Annotated in this window: 15 protein-coding genes; 11 read left to right on the top strand and 4 right to left on the bottom strand. The window is 66.3% G+C overall.

The window, feature by feature from the left end; genetic code table 11:
• The first annotated feature begins 3 nt into the window (after positions 1–3).
• The 9 genes from DL891_RS05770 to DL891_RS05730 all read left to right on the top strand — a co-directional run bounded on the left by DL891_RS05770 (position 4) and on the right by DL891_RS05730 (position 10362).
• Positions 4–1161: a branched-chain amino acid ABC transporter permease gene (locus DL891_RS05770; protein ID WP_111719479.1), complete on the top strand. Its 1158-nt coding sequence runs from the start codon at positions 4–6 to the stop codon at positions 1159–1161.
• On the top strand, positions 1158–2027 hold the full coding sequence (locus DL891_RS05765) for an ABC transporter ATP-binding protein (protein ID WP_111719478.1): 870 nt from the start codon (positions 1158–1160) through the stop codon (positions 2025–2027). The genes DL891_RS05770 and DL891_RS05765 overlap by 4 nt, the downstream gene beginning before the upstream one ends.
• The gene (locus DL891_RS05760; RefSeq protein WP_111719477.1) at positions 2027–2737 is read left to right on the top strand and encodes an ABC transporter ATP-binding protein; all 711 of its coding nucleotides are present in this window, start codon (positions 2027–2029) and stop codon (positions 2735–2737) included. Before DL891_RS05765 ends, DL891_RS05760 begins: the two co-directional genes overlap by 1 nt.
• A 559-nt stretch (positions 2738–3296) precedes the next feature.
• The gene (locus tag DL891_RS05755; RefSeq protein WP_111719476.1) at positions 3297–4559 is read left to right on the top strand and encodes an FAD-binding oxidoreductase; all 1263 of its coding nucleotides are present in this window, start codon (positions 3297–3299) and stop codon (positions 4557–4559) included.
• On the top strand, positions 4556–4987 hold the full coding sequence (locus DL891_RS05750; protein WP_111719475.1) for a (2Fe-2S)-binding protein: 432 nt from the start codon (positions 4556–4558) through the stop codon (positions 4985–4987). The genes DL891_RS05755 and DL891_RS05750 overlap by 4 nt, the downstream gene beginning before the upstream one ends.
• Complete coding sequence (locus DL891_RS05745) at positions 4980–6587, top strand: FAD-dependent oxidoreductase (RefSeq protein ID WP_111719644.1); 1608 nt, start codon at positions 4980–4982, stop codon at positions 6585–6587. Before DL891_RS05750 ends, DL891_RS05745 begins: the two co-directional genes overlap by 8 nt.
• Before the next feature lie 68 nt (positions 6588–6655).
• Positions 6656–7588: a dihydrodipicolinate synthase family protein gene (locus DL891_RS05740; RefSeq protein ID WP_111719474.1), complete on the top strand. Its 933-nt coding sequence runs from the start codon at positions 6656–6658 to the stop codon at positions 7586–7588.
• Positions 7589–7757: 169 nt separating this feature from the next.
• On the top strand, positions 7758–8759 hold the full coding sequence (locus DL891_RS05735; protein ID WP_111719473.1) for a proline racemase family protein: 1002 nt from the start codon (positions 7758–7760) through the stop codon (positions 8757–8759).
• Positions 8760–8844: 85 nt separating this feature from the next.
• Positions 8845–10362, top strand: a complete 1518-nt coding sequence (locus DL891_RS05730; RefSeq protein WP_111719472.1) for an aldehyde dehydrogenase (NADP(+)) — start codon at positions 8845–8847, stop codon at positions 10360–10362.
• Positions 10363–10489: 127 nt separating this feature from the next.
• On the opposite strand, the gene DL891_RS05725 is transcribed toward DL891_RS05730, so the two are convergent.
• Both DL891_RS05725 and DL891_RS05720 read right to left on the bottom strand, forming a co-directional pair.
• Positions 10490–11758: a sorbosone dehydrogenase family protein gene (locus DL891_RS05725; protein WP_232819026.1), complete on the bottom strand. Its 1269-nt coding sequence runs from the start codon at positions 11756–11758 to the stop codon at positions 10490–10492.
• Positions 11759–11848: 90 nt separating this feature from the next.
• Positions 11849–13543: an APC family permease gene (locus DL891_RS05720; protein ID WP_111719471.1), complete on the bottom strand. Its 1695-nt coding sequence runs from the start codon at positions 13541–13543 to the stop codon at positions 11849–11851.
• A gap of 576 nt (positions 13544–14119) precedes the next feature.
• On the opposite strand from DL891_RS05720, the gene DL891_RS05715 reads away from it, so the two are divergent.
• The gene (locus DL891_RS05715) at positions 14120–15484 is read left to right on the top strand and encodes a GH1 family beta-glucosidase (protein ID WP_232819025.1); all 1365 of its coding nucleotides are present in this window, start codon (positions 14120–14122) and stop codon (positions 15482–15484) included.
• Entirely contained in the window at positions 15481–17025 is a 1545-nt protein-coding gene (locus tag DL891_RS05710) for an MFS transporter (protein WP_111719469.1), read from the top strand. Before DL891_RS05715 ends, DL891_RS05710 begins: the two co-directional genes overlap by 4 nt.
• A gap of 320 nt (positions 17026–17345) precedes the next feature.
• Here DL891_RS05710 and DL891_RS05705 read toward each other — a convergent pair whose 3' ends face one another.
• Positions 17346–18212 carry a spermidine synthase gene (locus tag DL891_RS05705; protein WP_111719468.1) on the bottom strand — a complete coding sequence of 289 codons (867 nt, stop codon included), beginning with the start codon at positions 18210–18212 and terminating at the stop codon, positions 17346–17348.
• 102 nt (positions 18213–18314) lie between these two features.
• On the bottom strand, positions 18315–19223 hold the full coding sequence (locus DL891_RS05700; protein ID WP_111719467.1) for a hypothetical protein: 909 nt from the start codon (positions 19221–19223) through the stop codon (positions 18315–18317).
• Positions 19224–19557 lie beyond the last annotated feature (334 nt).

The raw sequence follows: 19557 nt of genomic DNA, 5'->3' as shown, positions 1-19557 counted from the left end.
GGCATGGCATCCCTCTTCGGCAGCCGCGACCGCATCGACGACCTGCTGACCGCCCCGGCACCGTTCGTGAAACGCCCCGAGCAGAACAAGGGCCTGCTGCACCCGCAGCGCTTCATGAACATGTTCGGCCTGATCGTGTTCATTGCCGCGATGGTCCTGCCGTTCATCAGCGCCACGCCCTACATCATCTCGATCCTCACGTCGGCGCTCATCTACGTGATGCTGGCGATGGGGCTGAACGTGGTGGTCGGCTATGCCGGGCTGCTCGACCTCGGCTACGTCGCCTTCTTCGCCGTGGGCGCCTACACCTCGGGCATCCTGTCGACCCGGCTCGGCTGGTCGGTGTTCGAGACCATCCCGGTCGTGCTGCTGGCCTGCGTGGCCGCGGGCATCATCATTGGCGGCCCCACCCTGCGCCTGAGAACCGACTACCTGGCCATTGTCACACTCGGTTTCGGCGAGATTGTGCGCCTGACCGCGAACAACCTGGCCATCACGGGCGGCCCGAGCGGCATCCACGGCATCCGCACCTTCAGTTTCTTCGGCTGGTCGTTCGCCGATGGGGCAACCCTGTTCGGCATCGACTTCAACTCGAAGGTGCTGTTCTATTACTTTGTCCTGATCGTGGCCGGAGGGCTGGCCGTGATCGGCGCTGCACGCCTCGGCAAGGGCAAACTCGGCCGCGCCTGGAAGTCTGTACGTGACGACGAGGATGCCGCCGAGGCGATGGGCATCAACACCTATCGGGTGAAGCTCTCCGCCTATATCATCGGCGCCATCTGGGGCGGCCTCGCCGGCGTTCTCATGGGCAGCCACCTCACGGCGGTGTCGCCGACCAGCTTCGAGTTTCTCTATTCGGCACTCGTGCTGATGGCGGTCGTGCTCGGAGGGATGGGGTCGACCCCGGGAGTGATCATCGGGGCCCTGTTCATCTCGCTCGCCCCTGAATTGTTGCGCGACTTCGCCGATTGGCGGTACCTGATCTTCGGTGTGCTGATGGTGATCACGATGATCTTCAGGCCGAAGGGCGTGTGGCCGGCCAACGCGATGTTGCCGTGGCTGCACCGACGCTCCCCGATGCGGTCGGCCGCCGAACGCGACGAATCTGATGAGGCGGTCGTGGTGACGGTTCCCGAACCGCCCGAGGAGAGGCGACCATGAGCGAGAAGACCGAGGAGAGCGAGAAGACCGAGGGCCGGCAAGTCGCGCTCCCAGGCTCCACCGACGCGCCCACCGCCGTGCCGCTCCCCCCCAAGGGAGATCTGTTGCTGTCGGTCAAAGACATGCACGTGCAGTTCGGAGGCGTCAAAGCTGTTGACGGGCTCTCGTTCGACGTGCACGAGGGCGAGATCATCTCGGTGATCGGCCCGAACGGTGCCGGCAAGACCAGTGCATTCAACTGCATCACCGGCTTCTACCGGCCTTCCAAGGGCAGCGTGTTGTTCGCCGGGCGAAACCTGACTCGCATGCGGCCGTCGAACATCACCAAACTGGGCATGGCGCGCACCTTCCAGAACGTGCGCCTGTTCAAAGACATGTCGGTGCTCGAGAATGTGAAGACCGCCATGCACTCCCGGCTGAAGGAGAACGTGCTCGACACTCTCCTACACACCCCGCGCTACCATCGCGCCGAACGTCAGTGCACGCTGGATGCGCAGGGCTGGCTCGACTTCGTCGGCTTCGGCGGTGACGAGGAACACCTGGTCACCCAGCTCCCATATGGCGAACAGCGCCGGGTGGAGATCGCTCGGGCTCTCGCCACCAAGCCCAGACTGTTGCTGCTGGATGAACCGGGAGCCGGGCTCAACCACTCGGAGAAGCAGGCCCTGATCGCCCTGATCCGTAAGATTCGGGAGCTCGGCGTGGGCATCGTCCTGATTGAGCACGACATGGGTCTCGTGATGGAAGTGTCTGAGCGCATTGTGGTTCTCAACTACGGCAAAGAGATCGCCGATGGCACACCGCACCAGATCAAGAACGACCCGAAGGTGATCGAGGCGTACCTCGGAGCGGAGGATGACGACTGATGGCCAAGCTCGTGATCGACAACGTCGACCTCTTCTACCATCGTGTGCAGGCGTTGCGCGGCCTGACCCTCGAGGTCAACGAGGGCGAGATTGTGGCCCTGCTCGGCAACAACGGTGCGGGAAAGACCTCCACCCTATCCATGCTCTCCGGCCTGTACCGGCCGAAGTCGGGCACCGTGACCTGGGGCGACCGCGACCTCACCACGATGCAGCCGTGGGACATCGTCGAGGCGAAACTCTTGCACGTGCCCGAGGGCCGACGCATCTTCTCCACCATGACGGTGCACGAGAACCTGCAACTGGGCGGCTACCTGGTCGATGACCAGAAGCTGGTGGATGAACGCATCGAGCGCGCCTACGAGTTGATGCCGAGGCTCAGGGAGCGTCGCAACCAGGAGGGCGGCACCCTCTCGGGCGGCGAACAGCAGATGGCCGCGATCGGGCGGGCGCTGGTCGGCGGCCCGAAGCTGTTGCTGCTGGATGAGCCGTCGATGGGCCTGGCGCCACTGATCGTGAAGCAGGTGATGGAGATCATCAAGGAGGTGCAGGCGCAGGGCACCACCGTGCTGCTGGTCGAGCAGAACGCGCGGGCGGCACTGCGCATCGCCGACCGCGGCTACGTGATCGAGTCGGGCACCGTCACGATGGAGGGCGCTGCCAGCGACCTCCGCACGAACTCGAAGGTGATCGACGCCTACCTCGGCGCCTGACCACCCCGCGCGCCACCCCGCGCGCACCTCCCCCCACGAATACCGCGCCCCCACCTCTACTACTTCCAGCGCCCCCACCTCCACTACTTCCAGCGCCCCCACCCCCAGTACTCCCCACGGGCCCATTCCCGCGAGGGGTCCAAATCGGCGTCTGGGCGGGAGGTTTTGGTCGGTTCTGGCGCCGATCCTGACCCCTCAGGTGAGAATTGCCTCTTTTGGATGAGCGGGGGATGCGTTAGGATAGTGTGTGACATATTACTGAGGTGTGATCATTGCTGGTTTTTGGGTTTTCTGATTCGTGGTCATTGCTGAAGTGATCAATGCTGACGTGATCAATGCTGAGGCGGATCATTGCTGACGTGGATCATTTCTGGTGTTGATTATTGCTGACGTGTGATTATTGCTGGTGTTGACTGACATGTGATCATGCTTGACCTGTGACCTGTGACCTGTGACCTGTGACCTGTGACCTGTGACCTGTGACCTGTGACCTGTGACCTGTGACCTGTGACCTGTGACCTGTGACCTGTGAATTGAGACTCTGTGAGAGGAGCCGACCGTGATCGATGACGTTCTCGTTATCGGCGCCGGCATCGTCGGTGCTGCGTGTGCGCGCACGTTCGCAGCCGCCGGGCTCCAGGTCACGGTGGTCGAGCGGGGTGCCGCGGCTGGGGGAACCTCCGCTGCGGGGGAGGGCAACCTTCTTCTCTCAGACAAGCAGCCCGGTGCAGAACTGGTGCTCGCACAGTACTCGGCCACGCTCTGGCCCGACACGGTCGCCGACCTCACCGCCGAACTCCCGGGCACATTCCCGTCGGTCGAGTTCGAGCAGAAGGGTGGCCTGGTCGTGGCCACCACCGAACCCGGGGCGCAGCCGCTGCTCGACTTCGCCGCGCGCCAGAGCGACTCCGGAGTGGATGCCCGCCCCATCAGCACCGCAGAAGCTCTGGTGTTGGAACCCGATCTCAACCCGGCCATCACCGCCGCCGTGCACTACCCCGAAGACAGCCAGGTGCAGCCGACCATCGCCGCAGAGGCGCTGCTCGCCTCGGCGCGGGTGCGCGGGGTGCGCGTCATCACGAACACCCGCGTGACCGGGCCGATCCTGTCGGCATCGGGCGACCTTGTGGGAGTGCAGACCTCGAAGGGCGACCTGCACGCCGGCCACGTGGTGATCGCCGCCGGGCCCTGGTCGGGCGAAGTGGCAGCAGCACTCGGCGTCAACCTGCCGGTCAAACCCCGCCGCGGCATGGTGCTGGTCACCACGCGCATGCCGCACCGCGTGTTCCACAAGGTGTACGACGCCGACTACGTCGGGGCCACACTGTCGAGCGACGCCGCACTGCAGACCTCCAGTGTGGTGGAATCGACGGCATCCGGAACCGTGCTGATCGGATCCTCCCGCCAGCAGGTCGGCTTCGACAACCGGTTCGACGTGCACGTGCTCGCCGAGATCGCCGCCAAGGCGCTGCGACTGTTCCCGTTTCTCGCGGGCATGTCGGTGATGCGGGCCTACGGCGGATTTCGGCCGTTCATGCCCGACCACATGCCGCTGATCGGCGCCGACCCTCGGCTGCCTGGCCTCTGGCACGCCACCGGGCACGAGGGTGCGGGCATCGGGCTGGCTCTCGGCACGGCCGACATCATCACTGCCCTCATGACCGGCGACCAGCCGCCGATCGACCCGACCCCCTATTCGCCCGCCAGGGACAGTCTGGCCCCGTTCCTTGATTCCGATGATGCAGCCCGCCTCTCTGATGCGTCTGCTGCCACCGCCGATGACACCGCCGATCAAGCAGCCGTCTCGGGAGGCGCCGCATGACCGCCCGCCTGCTCCCAGCCAGCGAAGATCCGATCGCTCCGGACGCGCCCACACCACTCACGATCACCGTCGACGGCGTTCTGGCAACGGGCGTGGCCGGACAGACACTCGCCGGTGTCATCCTTGCGTCCGGGTCGCTGGCTTGGCGACGCACCTCCGCATCGGGAAAGCCGCGCGGAGTCTTCTGCGGAATCGGCGTCTGCTTCGACTGCGTCGTCGAGGTGAACGGTCACCGGGATGTACGTGCGTGCCTGCGCCGGGCGACCGACGGCGACGTGGTGGTCAGCCAGCACGACCTTCTGCCGAAACCATACGAGCAGAGCGAGCAGTCTGAGCAGGCCCGTCAACCTCTGCGGACCGAGCAGGCCCCACAGCACGAGCAGAGTGACGAGCAGACCCAATCGGATGCGCGAGGCGACAATGACTGACGTGGTGATCATCGGCGCCGGCCCGGCCGGGCTCGCCGCGGCGACCAGCGCGCGGGCGCTCGGGGCTCACGTCGTGCTGCTTGACTCTGCAGATCAACTCGGCGGCCAGTACTGGCGGCACCTGCCCACCCAGCGCCCGTCGAAACACGAGGCCGGGTTGCACCACGGCTGGGCGAAGTTCCAGAAGCTGTGCGCCGACCTGGTTGCCGACCCCGACTGCCGCATCCTCACCCAGGCGCAGGTCTGGGCGATCACGGCCGCCGAAAGCTCCGCCGGCACAGGTCCAGCCAGCACAGGTTCAGCCACCACCGGTTCAGCCTGCACAGGCTCGGCGGGCACGGACCCAGCCACCACAGGCGCTTCCGCCAGAAACTCCGCCGGCTCCGCCGCATCCACCACTTCTGCAGTACCCACCGTGCATGTGCTCGTCGGTGAACCCGATGGGGTGGGCCGGGAGCGGCTCAGCTTCAGCCCAGACGCGATCGTGCTCGCCAACGGAGCCCACGACCGCGCCCTGCCGTTCCCCGGTTGGGACCTGCCCGGTGTCTTCACTGCCGGTGCCGCCCAGGCGTTGGCGAAGAGCGAGCGCATCGCGGTCGGCGATCGTGTGCTGGTGGCCGGAGCCGGCCCGTTCCTGCTGCCGGTCGCCGCATCACTCGCGCAGGTCGGCGCGACGGTGCTCGGCGTGCTCGAGGCCAACCACATGCAGCGCATCATCAGCGGCTGGGGAAAGAAGCCGTGGCAGTTGATCGGTGCCGCCTCAAAGGGCGCCGAGCTGGCCGGATACGCGCGCAACCACATTGCGAATCGCATCCCGTACCTGACCGGGCGCGGCGTGGTGGCCGCCCACGGCACCGAACGGGTGACGCACGTCACCACCGCCAAGCTCGACACCGGGTGGGCCCCGATTGCCGGCACCGAGAAGACGGTCGCCGTCGACGCGGTCTGCATCGGTCACGGCTTCACCCCCCGACTCGAACTCGCCATCGCCGCCGGCTGCGCCCTCACCGCCGAGCGGTTCGTCAGGGTCGACGCCCACCAGCGCACGACCGTGCCCGGCGTCTACGCGGCCGGCGAACTCACCGCCATCGGCGGCGTCGATGCGGCACTGGTTGAGGGAACCATTGCCGGACATGCGGCGGCCGGCGGGCATTTGTCCGACCCGGCGATGAAATCGCAGGTGGCGAAACGGATCACCTTCAGCGGATTCGCTCGGCGCATCGAGAAGGCGCACGGAATCCGCGCGATGTGGCCCGGCTGGCTCACCGATGACACCATCATCTGCCGCTGCGAAGAGGTCAACTACGGCGCAATGTGCCAGACGGCCCAGGCCACCGAATCAACCGGGCTGCGCTCGCTCAAGCTCTCCACCCGCGCGGGGCTCGGCCTCTGCCAGGGCCGCGTCTGCGGCCGCACCGTCGAGGAACTACTGGCCTGCCAGACCCCCGGTGGGCTCAGCGATGGAGTGATGACCGACCGTCGGCCGATCGCCGCCCCCGTTCGCATCGCCGACCTCGCGGCAGCCGCCCTGCCCGCGAGCCCGGGCCGGAATTCACCGCAGACCGCTTCCCCATCCAAACCATCCAGACCAACCACGTAACACCCCCTGTCGGCACCTGAACCGGTGCCACGACAAACGAACACGATAGAGAAAAGGAAACACTGATAATGGCTGAAAAGAACTTTGACCTCGGAGGGGTCGTCGTCGCGACCACCCTCGCCTTCAAAGAGGACTCATCCGCGCCGTCGGGCCTGGCTGTCGACTTCGACAAGTTCGGCGAGCACTGCGACTTCTTGATGAACTCGGGCTGCCGCGGCGTGGGCCCCAACGGCTCGCTCGGCGAGTACGAGGCGCTCACCGACGAGGAGCGCCGCAAGGTGATCCAGGTCGCCGTTGACGCCGTCGACGGACGCGGTGTCGTCGTAGCCGGTGCCGCCGGTGTCGGCTGGCACCAGGCCCAGCGCTGGGCCGACTACGCGAAGGAAGACGGTGCCGACGGCATCCTGCTGCTGCCGCCGACCATGTACAAGTCGAACGACGACGAGATCTTCACGCACTACCAGAAGGTCGCCGAGGTGGGCCTGCCCATCATGGCCTACAACAACCCCTTCTCGATGAAGGTCGACCTGTCGCCGAAGCTGATCGCGCGCCTGGGCGAGATCCCCGAGGTCGTCGCGATCAAGGAGTTCTCCGGCGATGTGCGCCGCATCCTCGAGATTCGCGAGCTCACCGACATCGACATCATCTGCGGAACTGACGACCTGCTCTTCGAGTCGCTCGTCGTGGGTGCCGATGGCTGGTTCGCCGGCTACCCGAACGCGTTCCCGAAGGAAGCCGTCGAGATCTACGACCAGGTCAGGGCCGGCAACATCGCCGAGGCGTTCGAGCTCTACAAGCACCTGATCACCGTGTTCCGCTGGGACACCAAGATCGAGTTCGTACAGGCGATCAAGCTGTCGATCGACATCGCCGGCCAGAGCTACGGTGGCGTCACCCGTCCGCCGCGCGGCCCGCTCAGCCCCGAGCAGCACAAGCAGGTCACGATTGACACTCAGAAGGCGCTCGACTACATCGCGAGCCGCGAGAAGGCGGTCGCGTAACCGAAGTCTGGGTTCTACCCAGCGATGGTCATGAGGCCGAAAGGTACCCGTGCGCGGGTATCTTTCGGCCGCGTGGCCATCCGCAACCACGCACCACCTCCACCCCCGGACAGCCACGCCCGACATCCGCGCCCTGCACCGTCACAGCAGCAAGTGAAAGAATGACCCCATGCGTTCGAAACGACTCTTCACCGCGGTTGACTCCCACACCGAAGGAATGCCCACCCGCGTGGTCACCGGCGGTGTCGGCAACATTCCCGGCGCGACGATGAACGAGAAGCGCCTGTATTTCATGGAGCATCTCGACGACATCCGGTTGCTGCTCATGAACGAGCCGCGCGGGCACGCTGCGATGAGCGGTGCCATCCTGCAGACTCCCACCCGGCCCGACGCCGACTGGGGGGTGGTCTACATCGAGGTCTCCGGATGCCTGCCCATGTGCGGCCACGGCACCATCGGCGTCGCGACCGTGCTGGTCGAGACCGGCATGGTCGAGGTCACCGAACCGGTCACCACCATTCGCCTCGACACCCCGGCCGGGCTCGTGATCGCCCAGGTGCAGGTCACAGACGGCCACGCCGAATCGGTGACCATCGAGAATGTTCCGTCGTTCACCCTGCGACTGGATGACACGGTCGAGGTACCCGGCTACGGCAGCGTCCGCTACAGCCTGGCCTTCGGCGGCAACTTCTACGCCATGGTCGACCTCGACGACGTGAACCTGCCGTTCGACCGCGACCACCAGCAGGAGATCCTCACCGCGGGGCTCGCCATCATGGATGCCATCAACAGCACCAATCCGCCGCACCACCCCGAGATCGAGGGCATCGACCACTGCCACCACGTGGAGTTCATCGCCCCCGGATCCACGGCCGAGCATTCCCGACACGCGATGGCGATCCACCCGGGCTGGTTCGACCGGTCTCCGTGCGGCACCGGAACCAGCGCCCGCATGGCCGAACTGTTCAGCCGCGGCGAGCTCGACCTCGACACCGACTTCGTCAACGAGTCGTTCATCGGCAGCATGTTCACCGGCCGTCTGGTCGGCACGACCACCGTTGCGGGCATTGATGCCGTGCTGCCGACGGTCACCGGGCGCGCCTGGGTCACCGGAATCGGGCAGTACATGCTCGACCCCTCCGACCCGTTCCCGACTGGTTTCACGCTCTGATCGCCCGGCTGCCCAGACTCGGCCGCCCCAACCCCGTTCCCCACACCACTTCGTTCCACCTGTCTCACGACTGAAATGAGTACCCATGACTGACACCACTGTTCCCCCCACCGATCTCACTGACATCGACCAGATCGCCCAGAACGCGGCGGCCGCCGCCGACGGCTGGGCCGGACTCGAGCCCACCGAGCGTGCAGCCGCGATGGTCGCGGTCGCCGACGCCCTCGAAGCCGCAGGGCCCGAGCTGGTCGCGATCGGCATGGAGGAGACCGGGCTCAGCGAGGCCCGCCTCACCGGTGAGCTGAAGCGTACCGCCGTGCAGATGCGCCTGTTCGCAGACACCGTGGTCGACGGCGGCTACCTCGACGTGCGCATCGACGACGCCGATCAGGCCTTCGCCCTGGGCGTGCGCCCAGACCTGCGTCGCTACCGCATCCCGGTCGGCCCCGTGCTCAACTTCGCGGCCAGCAACTTTCCGTTCGCATTCTCGGTTGCCGGAGGCGACAGCGCTGCGGCGCTGGCTGCCGGCTGCCCGGTGGTCGTAAAGGCCCACTCCGGGCATCCGAGACTCTCGGTCGCCACCGCCGACGTTGTGATCACGGCGCTGGAAGCCAACGGCGCTCCGGCCGGAACATTCCAGCTGATCAGCGGCCAGCAGGCCGGGGTCGAACTGCTCAAGCACCCACTGATCGCCGCCGGTTCGTTCACCGGATCGATCCGTGTGGGAAGGCTGCTCGCCGACATCGCCGCCGCCCGACCCACGCCGATCCCGTTCTACGGCGAGCTCGGCAGCGTCAACCCGGTGTTCGTCACGACCGGCGCGCTCGACGAGAACCCCGAGGCAATCGCCGACGGCTACCTGACGAGCGTGTCCGGTTCGGCCGGCCAGCTGTGCACCAAGCCCGGGTTCCTGTTCGTTCCGGCCGGAAACACCCTGGGTGACATTCTCGCCGAGAAGGCGGCCGGGATCGGCGAGCACCGGTTGCTGAACCCGGGCATCGCCACGAGCTACGCCGCGCGCAGGGCTGCGATCCTGGCGGCACCAGGGGTCACCGCGGTGGCCGAGGGTGCGTTGCGCATCGATGAAGACGGCCAGGGCTGGGCCACCCCGACCATCGTCAGCGTCGGTATCGACGACGTGGTGGCGCAGCGTGAGGTGCTCGCCGACGAGGCGTTCGGTCCGCTGTCCATCATGGTCGAGTACGACGAGAGCTCCGACCTCGTGGCCGCGGCCGACGCACTGTTCGAAGGAAACCTGACCGGCACGGTGCACGCGGCCGACGGTGAGGACTCACCGCGCCTGCGTGCGTTGATCCAGTGGCTGAGCGAACACACCGGCCGGGTACTGTTCGGCGGCTGGCCGACTGGCGTGGCGGTCACGCCCGCGATGACCCACGGTGGGCCGTGGCCGGCAACGACCAACGACTCGAGCACCTCGGTGGGAACCTCTGCGATCACCCGGTTCACCCGGCCGGTCACCTACCAGAGCGCACCGCAGGCACTGCTGCCCAAGCCGTTGCGCGATGACAACCCGTGGAGCGTGCCGCAGCTGCGCACCCCCGCCGGCGAGTCGACCAACTGGGGATCGGCCGCGAAGCGGTAGTCAGCAGTATTCGGCTGAGGCAGGTCACCGCCCCCGCACCCTCTGGGCGTGGGGGCGGTGACCTGTCCAGGCGCGCGGTTCTGTGCCGTGGCAGCGCCCGTCGTCAGGGTCACCGTGCCGCGCGCCTTCAGGGCGTGGGGGCCGCGCTCGGCGCGGGCGCGGTGCTCGGCGCGGTGCTGGGTGCCGGGCTCGGTGCCGGGCTCGGGGCGGGCACCGGGTCCAACTGAACCTGGTAGATCCTGTCGTCGCCCTTCGAGGGATTGCCGCGTCCGTCGGTGTTGTTCGTCATGAACCACAGGGTGCCGTGGGGGCCGGGCACAACGTCGCGGATCCGCCCGAACTGGCTGGTGAAGTAGGCCATGGCGCTCGCCGCCGTGGTGGCGGGCGATGCCTGCCCCTCGGCGGTGACGCCACCGTCGGGATAGAGCGCCCACACTCGCTGCCCACGCAGCGCCGCCATGAACAGGGTGTCTCCCACCGCCGTGAGCCCGCTCGGGCTTGCGTCGCTGGTCGGCCACTCAAGCACCGGGTTGGCGAAACCCGATTGCGTGGTCCTGCCCTCGACCAGCGGCCAGCCGTAGTTGGTGCCGGCCACGATCTGGTTCAGCTCGTCCCACGTGTTCTGCCCGAACTCGCTCGCCCACAGGGTTCCCTTGCTGTCCCAGGTGAGCCCCTGCGGGTTGCGGTGCCCATAGGAGTAGACGTAGGAGCCAGGGAACGGGTTGTCGGTCGGTGCCCGCCCGTCGGCCTGCACCCGCAGAATCTTGCCGCCCAGCGAGTTGAGATCTTGGGCGTTGTCGGGGTTTCCGGCGTCGCCGGTGGTGACATAGAGCATTCCGTCGGGGCCGAATGCTATTCGGCCGCCGTTGTGATTCGACGATTTCGGGATACCGCGCAGAATGACTTGCTGCTCACCCAGGTCATAGCTGCCAGGGCTTCCGGTCAGCGGCATCCGCACCACCCGGTTGTCCTCGTCCGAGGTGTAGTAGGCATACAGCCAGGGAGGGTTGCCCGGACGCACGGCGAGCCCGAGAAGCCCCCCTTCGCCGTCAGGATCGACCCCGTCCACGGTGCCGACCGAGCGCAGACTGCCGTTGCCGTCCAGCTCCATCACCTGGGCGGTGTCCCGTTCACTGATCAGTGCTGAGCCGTTGGTCAACCGCACGATTGACCAGGGCGCGGCCAAGCCGGCCGCGACGACGGTTGGTGTGCCGGTGGGCCTGACCGGAACATCCACCGCAGACGGGGTGGCCGTGGCCACCGGCGGGCTGATGCTCGACGGCGACGGCAACAGCCCGGGCGTGCCCGGAGTCGCGCAGGCGGCGAGGGCGAGGGCGGCGACAACCATCAGCGATGCGGATGCTACCGACCGCGTGCCGCGTCGCCTGCTCGTCACGCGCCCTCCAGTGTTCAGCCCCAGCGTCCAACCTCCAGTGTGCCCCGGGGATCTGCGCGCAGCCTGAATCCGGCGCCTCGCCGGCGAGGGTCAGATGATGGCGTCGCCGGCGAGGTGGCTCTGTTCCAGGGCGTCGTCTTCAGATTCGCCCTCGGAATCGGCCATGTAAGCCTCCATCTGGGCCTTGGGCAGGTGCACCCGCACCGCGAGGATGAAGATCCCGCCGGTGATCACGATGTTTACCAGGAACGCCCAGCCGAACAGGGCGGGGTGCGTGTTCGGGTCCATCAGCCAGCTGAACAGCGTCATCGCGACGAGGTAGGGAATCACCCAGGCCGCACCGACTTTGAAGTCGAGTGCCGGCTTGCGCAGCTTTCCGGTGAGCTCGAAGATCACGAGGGCGACATAGCCGATCAGGATGGTGATGAACAGCTTGTAGTTGGTGTCCCAGCCGGCCCAGAATATGATCATGTTCGCGCTGTAGAACGCCAGCCACGGGATGAGGTCTCCGCCGGGCAGTTTGAACGGGCGGTGCCGGTTCGGGAACTGCCGGCGCATCAGCGCCACAACGATCGGGCCGGAGCCGAACGAGAGCACGGTCGCGCTGGTGATGAATCCCACCAGTTGTTGCCAGCTCGGGAACGGCAGCAGCAGGATGACACCGACGACGAAGGTGACCAACAGGCTCCAGTGCGGCACCCCGTGCTTGTTGTTCACGGACAAGAAGCGCGGTGAGTTGCCATTGCGCCCCATCGCATACGAGACCCGGGCGCCGATCGTGGTGTAGATGAACCCGGTGTCAAGTGGTGAGATGATCGCATCGAAGTACAGGATGTAGGCCAGCCAGGCGAGTCCGCCGAGGGTTGCGAGCGCCGCCAGCGGGCCGGCGTCGTTGGTGAACACCAGGCCGGCCCAGCTGCCGGACTTCGCCAGCACTCCGCCCGGAATCGCCATGGTGAACGCGATCTGGAGCAGGGCGTAGATGATCGCGGTGATCCCGATCGACCCGATGATCGCCAGGGGGATGTTGCGCTTGGGGTTGGTCGTCTCGCCAGCCAGCTCGATGCCCTGTCTGAAACCGAGGTACGAGAAGGTGATGCCCGCGGTCGATATACAGGTGAATACTGCCGCCCAGCCGTTCGGCGCGAAGCCGTGCGAGGTGAAGTTCGCCGTGGTGCCCATGTTGACGGTGGCGAAAGCGGTGATCAGGAAGACGACGATCACGAGGATGATCACGAACAGCTTCCACCAGACCAGCACGTTGTTGATCTGGGCGAACAGGCGCACCCCGAAGTAGTTGAGCACCACGAAGAGGGCCAGCAGAATGACGGCCACGACGATCCCGAGCGGGGTGAGCACATGCACCGTCACGCCGTTCGCGGTTTCCCGAGTTGTCAGGGGTGCGTACCGGGTTGCGTAGGTCAGCGTGCCCTCGACCTCGATCGCGGGGACGGCCGCGGTCGCGATCCAGGTGATGAACCCGAGTGAATAGCTGGCGAACGAACCCCAGGCGAAATGGGGAAAGCGGATGACGCCGCCCGAGATCGGGAACATCGGGCCGAGCTCCGCGTAGCACAGCCCGATCAGCATGATCATGAGACCGGCAATGAGCCACGAGAAGATCGCGACCGGGCCGGCAATGATCGAGGCGTTGTAGGCGCCGAACAGCCAGCCGGAACCGATGATCGATCCGATTGCCGCAAACAGCAATCCGATGGGGCCGACGTGTCGCTTGAGCTTCACCCCCCGCGTGGAGGATGGGGCTGGGTTGTGTGCCGATGTCATGATCGTCTCCTTCTGGAGATCCCCAACTGACGCTCGCGGGTCTGGTACGCCGAACCCACCAGTTCTTTAATTTCTGATTGGGACATTACTCCGGATTTGGCCAGTCGGCATCGAGCAGATATTCAGGATTCAGGGTGTATCCGGTCTCGCCCGACGATCATCTCGTGCGGTGCGAGCGAGCGCGTATAGCAGTCGCGGATCTTCACCAGCTCACTCATCCAAGACCGCTCCGCTGATCTCAATCCGGTGTGTGCTGTCGGCCACGACGCGCATCATCCGCTCGCCCCTGGCATCGCTCACAGAATCCACGTCCGTCTCGTTGAACTGGTGACGACGAAAGCGATTCCGGCTGTTCCACCCCGCGGCGGGATGTGGGAAGAGTTCGGTTCGTGGAGTGTGCCTGCGGGCGGCGCGGGGCGCGCATCCGGCTCCTTCGTCCAGTTCTCGCTATGCTTCCATTGCCATCATGGCAGCAGTAGAGTCGCACTGGGGCAACTGACCCAGTTGCTTCAGCGATAGCCTCATCTTCAACTCACGGCGCGACGCCCACACGCAATGACGCGCGAAAGGACGACCATGTCTTCTGCTTTTCCCACGCTTCCGAAATCGTTTGTCTGGGGTGTGTCGACCGCGTCGTACCAGATCGAGGGTGCCGTCAACGAGGGTGGGCGTGGGCTCACGTCCTGGGATGCCTTCTGTGCAGAACCCGGGCGGGTGGTCGGGGGCGCCACCGGCGATGTGGCCTGCGACCACTACCACCGCTATCCAGAGGACATCGAGCTGATGCGCCAGCTGGGCCTTGACGCCTACCGGTTCTCGTTCGCCTGGTCGCGCATCCAGCCCACCGGCCGCGGCAAGGTCAACCCCGCCGGCCTCGACTTCTACGACCGCGTGGTCGACGGCCTGCTCGGGGCAGGCATCGCGCCCACCCCGACGCTGTTCCACTGGGACACTCCGCTGGTGCTGGAGGAGGCCGGTGGCTGGCTGAACCGCGACACGGCATCGCGGTTCGCCGACTATGCGCACATCATGGGTACTCATTTCAGCGACCGCATCAACCAGTGGATCACCATCAACGAACCCGTGGTGCTGACCATGCTCGGCTACGGTGCCGGCATCCAGGCGCCGGGTGAACAACTCGGGTTCGGCGCCCTGCCTGCCGCGCACAACCTGCTGCTGGCGCACGGCCGCGGGGTTGCCGCGCTGCGCGACACCGGCGCGACGAACATCGGAATTGCGAACAACCACACCCCCACCTGGCCGCTCAGTGACAAGGACGAAGACCGCGAGGCGGCCGGTCTCTACGACAACATCGCGAACTGGATCTTCGCCGACCCGATCCTGAAGGGCGCCTACCCGGCCGAGATCGCGCCGCTGCTGCCGGAGAGCGTGCACGACGACATGGCGGAGATCTCCGCGCCGATCGACTTCTACGGAATCAACTACTACAACCCCACCCTGGTCGGTGCGCCGGGCTCGGGCGGCGTGGGTACGGTCGACGGGGTCGAACTCGACGACAGCCTGCCGTTCTCACTGCACGACATCGAGGGCTATCCGATGACCGACTTCGGCTGGCCGGTCATCCCGAAGGCGTTCACCGAACTGCTGGTCTCATTCAAGGAGCGCTATTCAGACGCCCTGCCCCCGATCTACATCACCGAGAACGGCGCGGCCATCAACCTCGGGCCAGATGCCGAGGGCAAGGTGCACGACAACCGCCGCATCGAATACACCGAGTCGCACCTGAACGCGGTCGCCGATGCGATTGAGGCGGGTGTGGACGTGCGTGGCTACTTCCACTGGTCGCTCATGGACAACTTCGAATGGGCCGCCGGGTTCTCGCAGCGGTTCGGGCTCATCCACATCGATTACGAGACCCAGAAGCGCACCCCCAAGGACTCCTACTACTGGTATCAACAGGTCATCCAGGCCAATAAATGATCGAAGCGGGCGGATCGGCCACCGGTGCGGAGGTGGATGCGCCGACCTGCGCGGAAACTCGTCCGGCGGTCGGCCAGGCCGCCGACTCGGCCGCCGGTCAGGCCACCGGTCCGGCCACCGGTCCGGCGGCCGGTCAGGCCGACGGCGCGGTGCTCGCCCAGGCGGCTGACGCTCGCGTCGGCGCGGGCACGTCGGCCGGGGGGAGGACGCCGGAGTCCGTGCTCACCGGGGCATCTGTTCCAGAGCCGGTCACGCGCGCATCCCACGGCTGGATCACCCGGTTCACCCTTGCCTACATCGGTATCAACATCGTCTGGGCCGGCCCCGGGCAGGTATTGATGTCACCCCAGGTGGAGCGGCTCACCGCGGGTGTGCCGTGGGGCGTCTTCAGTGAGAGCAAAGAGGCAAACCTCGCGGTGATCGGGTTCATCGCCGGGCTGTTCGCGTTGGTCTCCACGCCACTCTGGGGAGCGCTCTCCGACCGCACCACGTCCCGGTTCGGCCGCCGCACCCCGTGGATGGCTGGTGGCCTCGCGGTCATCGCAACGGGCATGGTCGCCGCCGGGTTCTCGCAGTCGCTGCCGGCCCTGCTGATCGGGTGGATCGCCGTACAGGCCGCGATCAACGCGGTGATCACGCCGCTGTCGGCCAGCGTTCCCGATCACGTTCCGGTCGCGCAACGCGGGCTGGTCTCCGGCTGGTACGGCTTCGCCTACACGTTCGCCGTCGTGGCAGGCACTGCGATCGGAACCATCGCCACGGCGATCTGGGCGGGCCCTGCCGGCATCACCATGGGCTACCTGCTCTGTGCCGCCGGCTGCGTCTTTGCCATCCTGCCGTTCCTGCTCGCGCGCTGGGAGACGCCGTTGCCGAAGGCCGTCCTGGCTGCGCGGCAACCACTCCGTCTGCGCACGGTACTCGATATCTACTGGGTGGATGTGCGGCGCCATCCCGACTTCGGCTGGGCCTGGCTGACCCGATTCCTGGTCACCCTGAGCAGTGCGACCGCGCTGTTCTATCTCTATTACTTCCTGCAGGATGCGATCGGGCTGGTGCGCGATGATGCTGCCTCCTCCGGCGGCGGGTTGCGGGTCAGCGACGGGGTGCTCATCCTCACCGCCGTGTACGCGTTGAGCGTGTTCGGCACGGTGGTCGTTTCAGGTATGGTCTCCGACAGGCTGGGGCGGCGCCGGGTGTTCGTGGCGGCATCCGCCATCTTCATCTCGACCGCCACGGTGTTGATGGCGTATGCACCGAACTTCACGACCGCGGTGGTTGCCGCGGTCATTCTGGGGCTCGGCACCGGGGTGTTCACGTCGGTCGATTTTGCGCTGGTCTCCCAGGTGCTGCCCACCGCGTCGAACAACGGCAAGCACCTCGGAATCATCAACCTCGCGATCGCATTGCCGAACGTACTGGCGCCGATCGTGGCCGCGTTCATGGTGGCCACCTTCGGCGGGTACACCGGCCTCTACCTGTTGTCGGCTGCGCTGTCGGTGGTCGGGGGAGTGCTCGTCTACCGTGTCAAGGGCGTGCGCTGACGGCACCGGGCCGCTGAGCCGGGCGTTGGCCGGGTGCCCTCCAGGCGTGAGCACGCCCTGTGGTCAGCAGCGCACCTGCGCTGGTGGGGGAGGGTCGTCGCTGCCGCGAGCTCCGCTCCCGACGGCATCTCTGCCGCAGAGAGGTCGGACGACGCGTGTGTGGGTCTATCTGCCCATTCCCGCACTGGACGCAAGCAGGTGCCGGCCAGCGGAATCGTCAACGAACCCCGCCCACATTTCACTGCTGGCCCGGGTCGAGTTTCGTCAGCCGAGCAGCAAAGCAGCAACGCCGCCGTCAGGCGCACCACGAGCCCGCGCGGTCAGCTGCGGCGGGTCGAGGTCTGAAAGATGCTGCGGGCCGGGGGAGGGGAGCCCGTGCTGGTGGCATCGGTGGCGACCAGGGCGTGTCCGATGAAGTGGGTGAGCTCGTGCCCGGCCACCAGCTTCGCCGGGGCGGGGTCACTGGCGAGCAGGCGTGGCAGCCGCTCGAACGGGAGTGGCGCCCGCGACGCGAACATGACCACGTTGCCGAAACGGCGGGCCTTGAGCATCTGGGTGTCGGTGACCGCGGCAACGTGTGGCAACACCGACGCGAGTGTGGCGGCCTGGCCGCGCGCGAACACGAGGCCGGCGCCATCCGCCACGTTCACGGCGAGGATGCCTTCGGGCGCCAGGAACGAGGCCGCCTCCCGGTAGAACTCCTGGCTGGTCACGTGTGCCGGGGTGCGCGCGCCCGAGAAGATGTCGACCACGAGCAGGTCGACCACACCCACCAGCCCGCCCGGGAGCTTGCCGAGCACCTCGCGGGCGTCGCCGTTGCGCACCCGGATCTGCGCCCCGCGCGGCAGCGGAAGCTCGGCGCGCACCAGGTCGACCAGCGCGGGTTCGAGCTCGATCACCTGTTGCCGGGAGCCGGGGCGGGTCGCGTGCACATAGCGCGGCAGCGTCATCGCGCCGGCGCCCAGGTGCACCGCGGTGATCGCCTCGCCGGCCGGTGCCAGCAGGTCGATGCCGTAGCCGATCCGACGCACATACTCGAATAGAAGATGTTTCGGGTGCTGCAGGTCCACGTGCGACTGCGGCGTGCCGTCCACGTCGAGCGTGTACTGTCCCGGGGCGTGCCGGTCGGGCACAATGGTCGCGGTATACCCGCTGACTCCCAACACGACACTCGGATGCTCCACCACCCTTAGACCCTACTGCTCCCGCCCCGACCACGGTGCGCTGAGGGGTCAAGATCCGCATTGAATCCGACCGTTTTGGCGTGTTCTGGTGTCGATCGTGACCCCTCAGCGCCGTTGGCGTGAGGCAGCCACGGTTCGGATGCGTTGCACCAGCTCCACCGGGTCTCGCAGGTCGTCCGCATTGATGTACATCACGAACCAGCCATCGGCCTCGAGTCTGGACCGCCGGGTCATATCGCGCCGCACTTGATCGAGCTCGGCGTGATAATCGCTCTGGTATTCCAGGATCACCCGGGAGCCCGGAATTGCGAGATCGGCACGATAGCGAGAACCGCTGCGTGTAGTGATGGCGAGATTGGCGGGGATCCCGTCGATTCCCCCGGTCACCGCGATCACGCGCAGTTGGGTCTCCTTGCGAGACTCCGAGTTCGGGTCGAGCAGCTCGATCGCGACGCGCAGGTTCGAAACACCGCGGCGGGTTCGGTATCTGCCGAGAGCGGTCTCGAGCGTGGTTCGGCTCGTCAACGGCTGCCGCCGCCGAATCAGGAAGTCACCCACGGCAACCAGATCGGGCAGAGCCAGCACGGTGCCGAGGTCGAGCCACGTGCGCTCTGGGCCGGTTACCCTCAACCCATCCACGCTGTGCACATCGCCGTCATCCACGTGCAATTTGTGACCGCGCACTCCCGTGCTTCGCGGTGCTCGCACGGGTGCCCGGCTCGCCACATGCAGCATCGACGACCGTTCGTGGTGCGCCGGCAGCGGCGCGCCCCAGAGCGCGGCCGCCGTCACATGACTGAAGAACCACGTCTCGGGCATCCGCAACTGTTGGGTGAATGCGAGTTGTCGCAACGTGAGAGGCGTCGGGCCGGGTTGGGGTACCCGCACCCCTGAATAAGGGCGGCTCAGATCACCGCCGCGCATGCGGCCCACGGTCAGACCGGATGCCATTCCCTCGCTCAGCAGAAATGGTGCCGATGACAAGTGGTCGGGCAGGTGAACGCGCTTTCCCATACAGCACAGGATGCCCAGTTTCCCGTCTCGCACGCAGAAGTTATCCACACGCCACCTTGGCCCATTGTTGAGGGGTCACGATATGCGTCTGGCGCAGCCGGAAAGGCTGCTCGTGGCGCCGATCGTGACCCCTCGCCAAGGATTTGGAGATTTATGAGAGGGGGCACTTGTGAAGAGGGATCTACGTGAGAGGGATCTACGTGAGAGAATGGAGCCCACGTGCACAGTGGCACGCGAGGTTATACCTGAGAAAACACCCTTGGTCAAGATTGGGGGTGGACAGGCGCGCCCTGTGAGGCATATAGTAGTTCTTTGCGCTCCCCAAAACTTTGTG

The organism is Homoserinimonas sp. OAct 916 (genome assembly GCF_003260275.1).
Classification (GTDB): Bacteria; Actinomycetota; Actinomycetes; order Actinomycetales; family Microbacteriaceae; genus OACT-916.
This window is presented reverse-complemented; position numbering and strand designations above follow the sequence as displayed.

Excerpts from the sequence above, each read along its gene's own strand:
- DL891_RS05770 (WP_111719479.1), top strand. The coding sequence starts at position 4 with ATGGCATCCCTCTTCGGCAGCCGCGACCGCATCGACGACCTGCTGACC.
- DL891_RS05765 (WP_111719478.1), top strand. The coding sequence starts at position 1,158 with ATGAGCGAGAAGACCGAGGAGAGCGAGAAGACCGAGGGCCGGCAAGTC.
- DL891_RS05760 (WP_111719477.1), top strand. The coding sequence starts at position 2,027 with ATGGCCAAGCTCGTGATCGACAACGTCGACCTCTTCTACCATCGTGTG.
- DL891_RS05750 (WP_111719475.1), top strand. The coding sequence starts at position 4,556 with ATGACCGCCCGCCTGCTCCCAGCCAGCGAAGATCCGATCGCTCCGGAC.
- DL891_RS05745 (WP_111719644.1), top strand. The coding sequence starts at position 4,980 with ATGACTGACGTGGTGATCATCGGCGCCGGCCCGGCCGGGCTCGCCGCG.
- DL891_RS05740 (WP_111719474.1), top strand. The coding sequence starts at position 6,656 with ATGGCTGAAAAGAACTTTGACCTCGGAGGGGTCGTCGTCGCGACCACC.
- DL891_RS05735 (WP_111719473.1), top strand. The coding sequence starts at position 7,758 with ATGCGTTCGAAACGACTCTTCACCGCGGTTGACTCCCACACCGAAGGA.
- DL891_RS05730 (WP_111719472.1), top strand. The coding sequence starts at position 8,845 with ATGACTGACACCACTGTTCCCCCCACCGATCTCACTGACATCGACCAG.
- DL891_RS05720 (WP_111719471.1), bottom strand. The coding sequence starts at position 13,543 with ATGACATCGGCACACAACCCAGCCCCATCCTCCACGCGGGGGGTGAAG.
- DL891_RS05715 (WP_232819025.1), top strand. The coding sequence starts at position 14,120 with ATGTCTTCTGCTTTTCCCACGCTTCCGAAATCGTTTGTCTGGGGTGTG.
- DL891_RS05710 (WP_111719469.1), top strand. The coding sequence starts at position 15,481 with ATGATCGAAGCGGGCGGATCGGCCACCGGTGCGGAGGTGGATGCGCCG.
- DL891_RS05700 (WP_111719467.1), bottom strand. The coding sequence starts at position 19,223 with ATGGGAAAGCGCGTTCACCTGCCCGACCACTTGTCATCGGCACCATTT.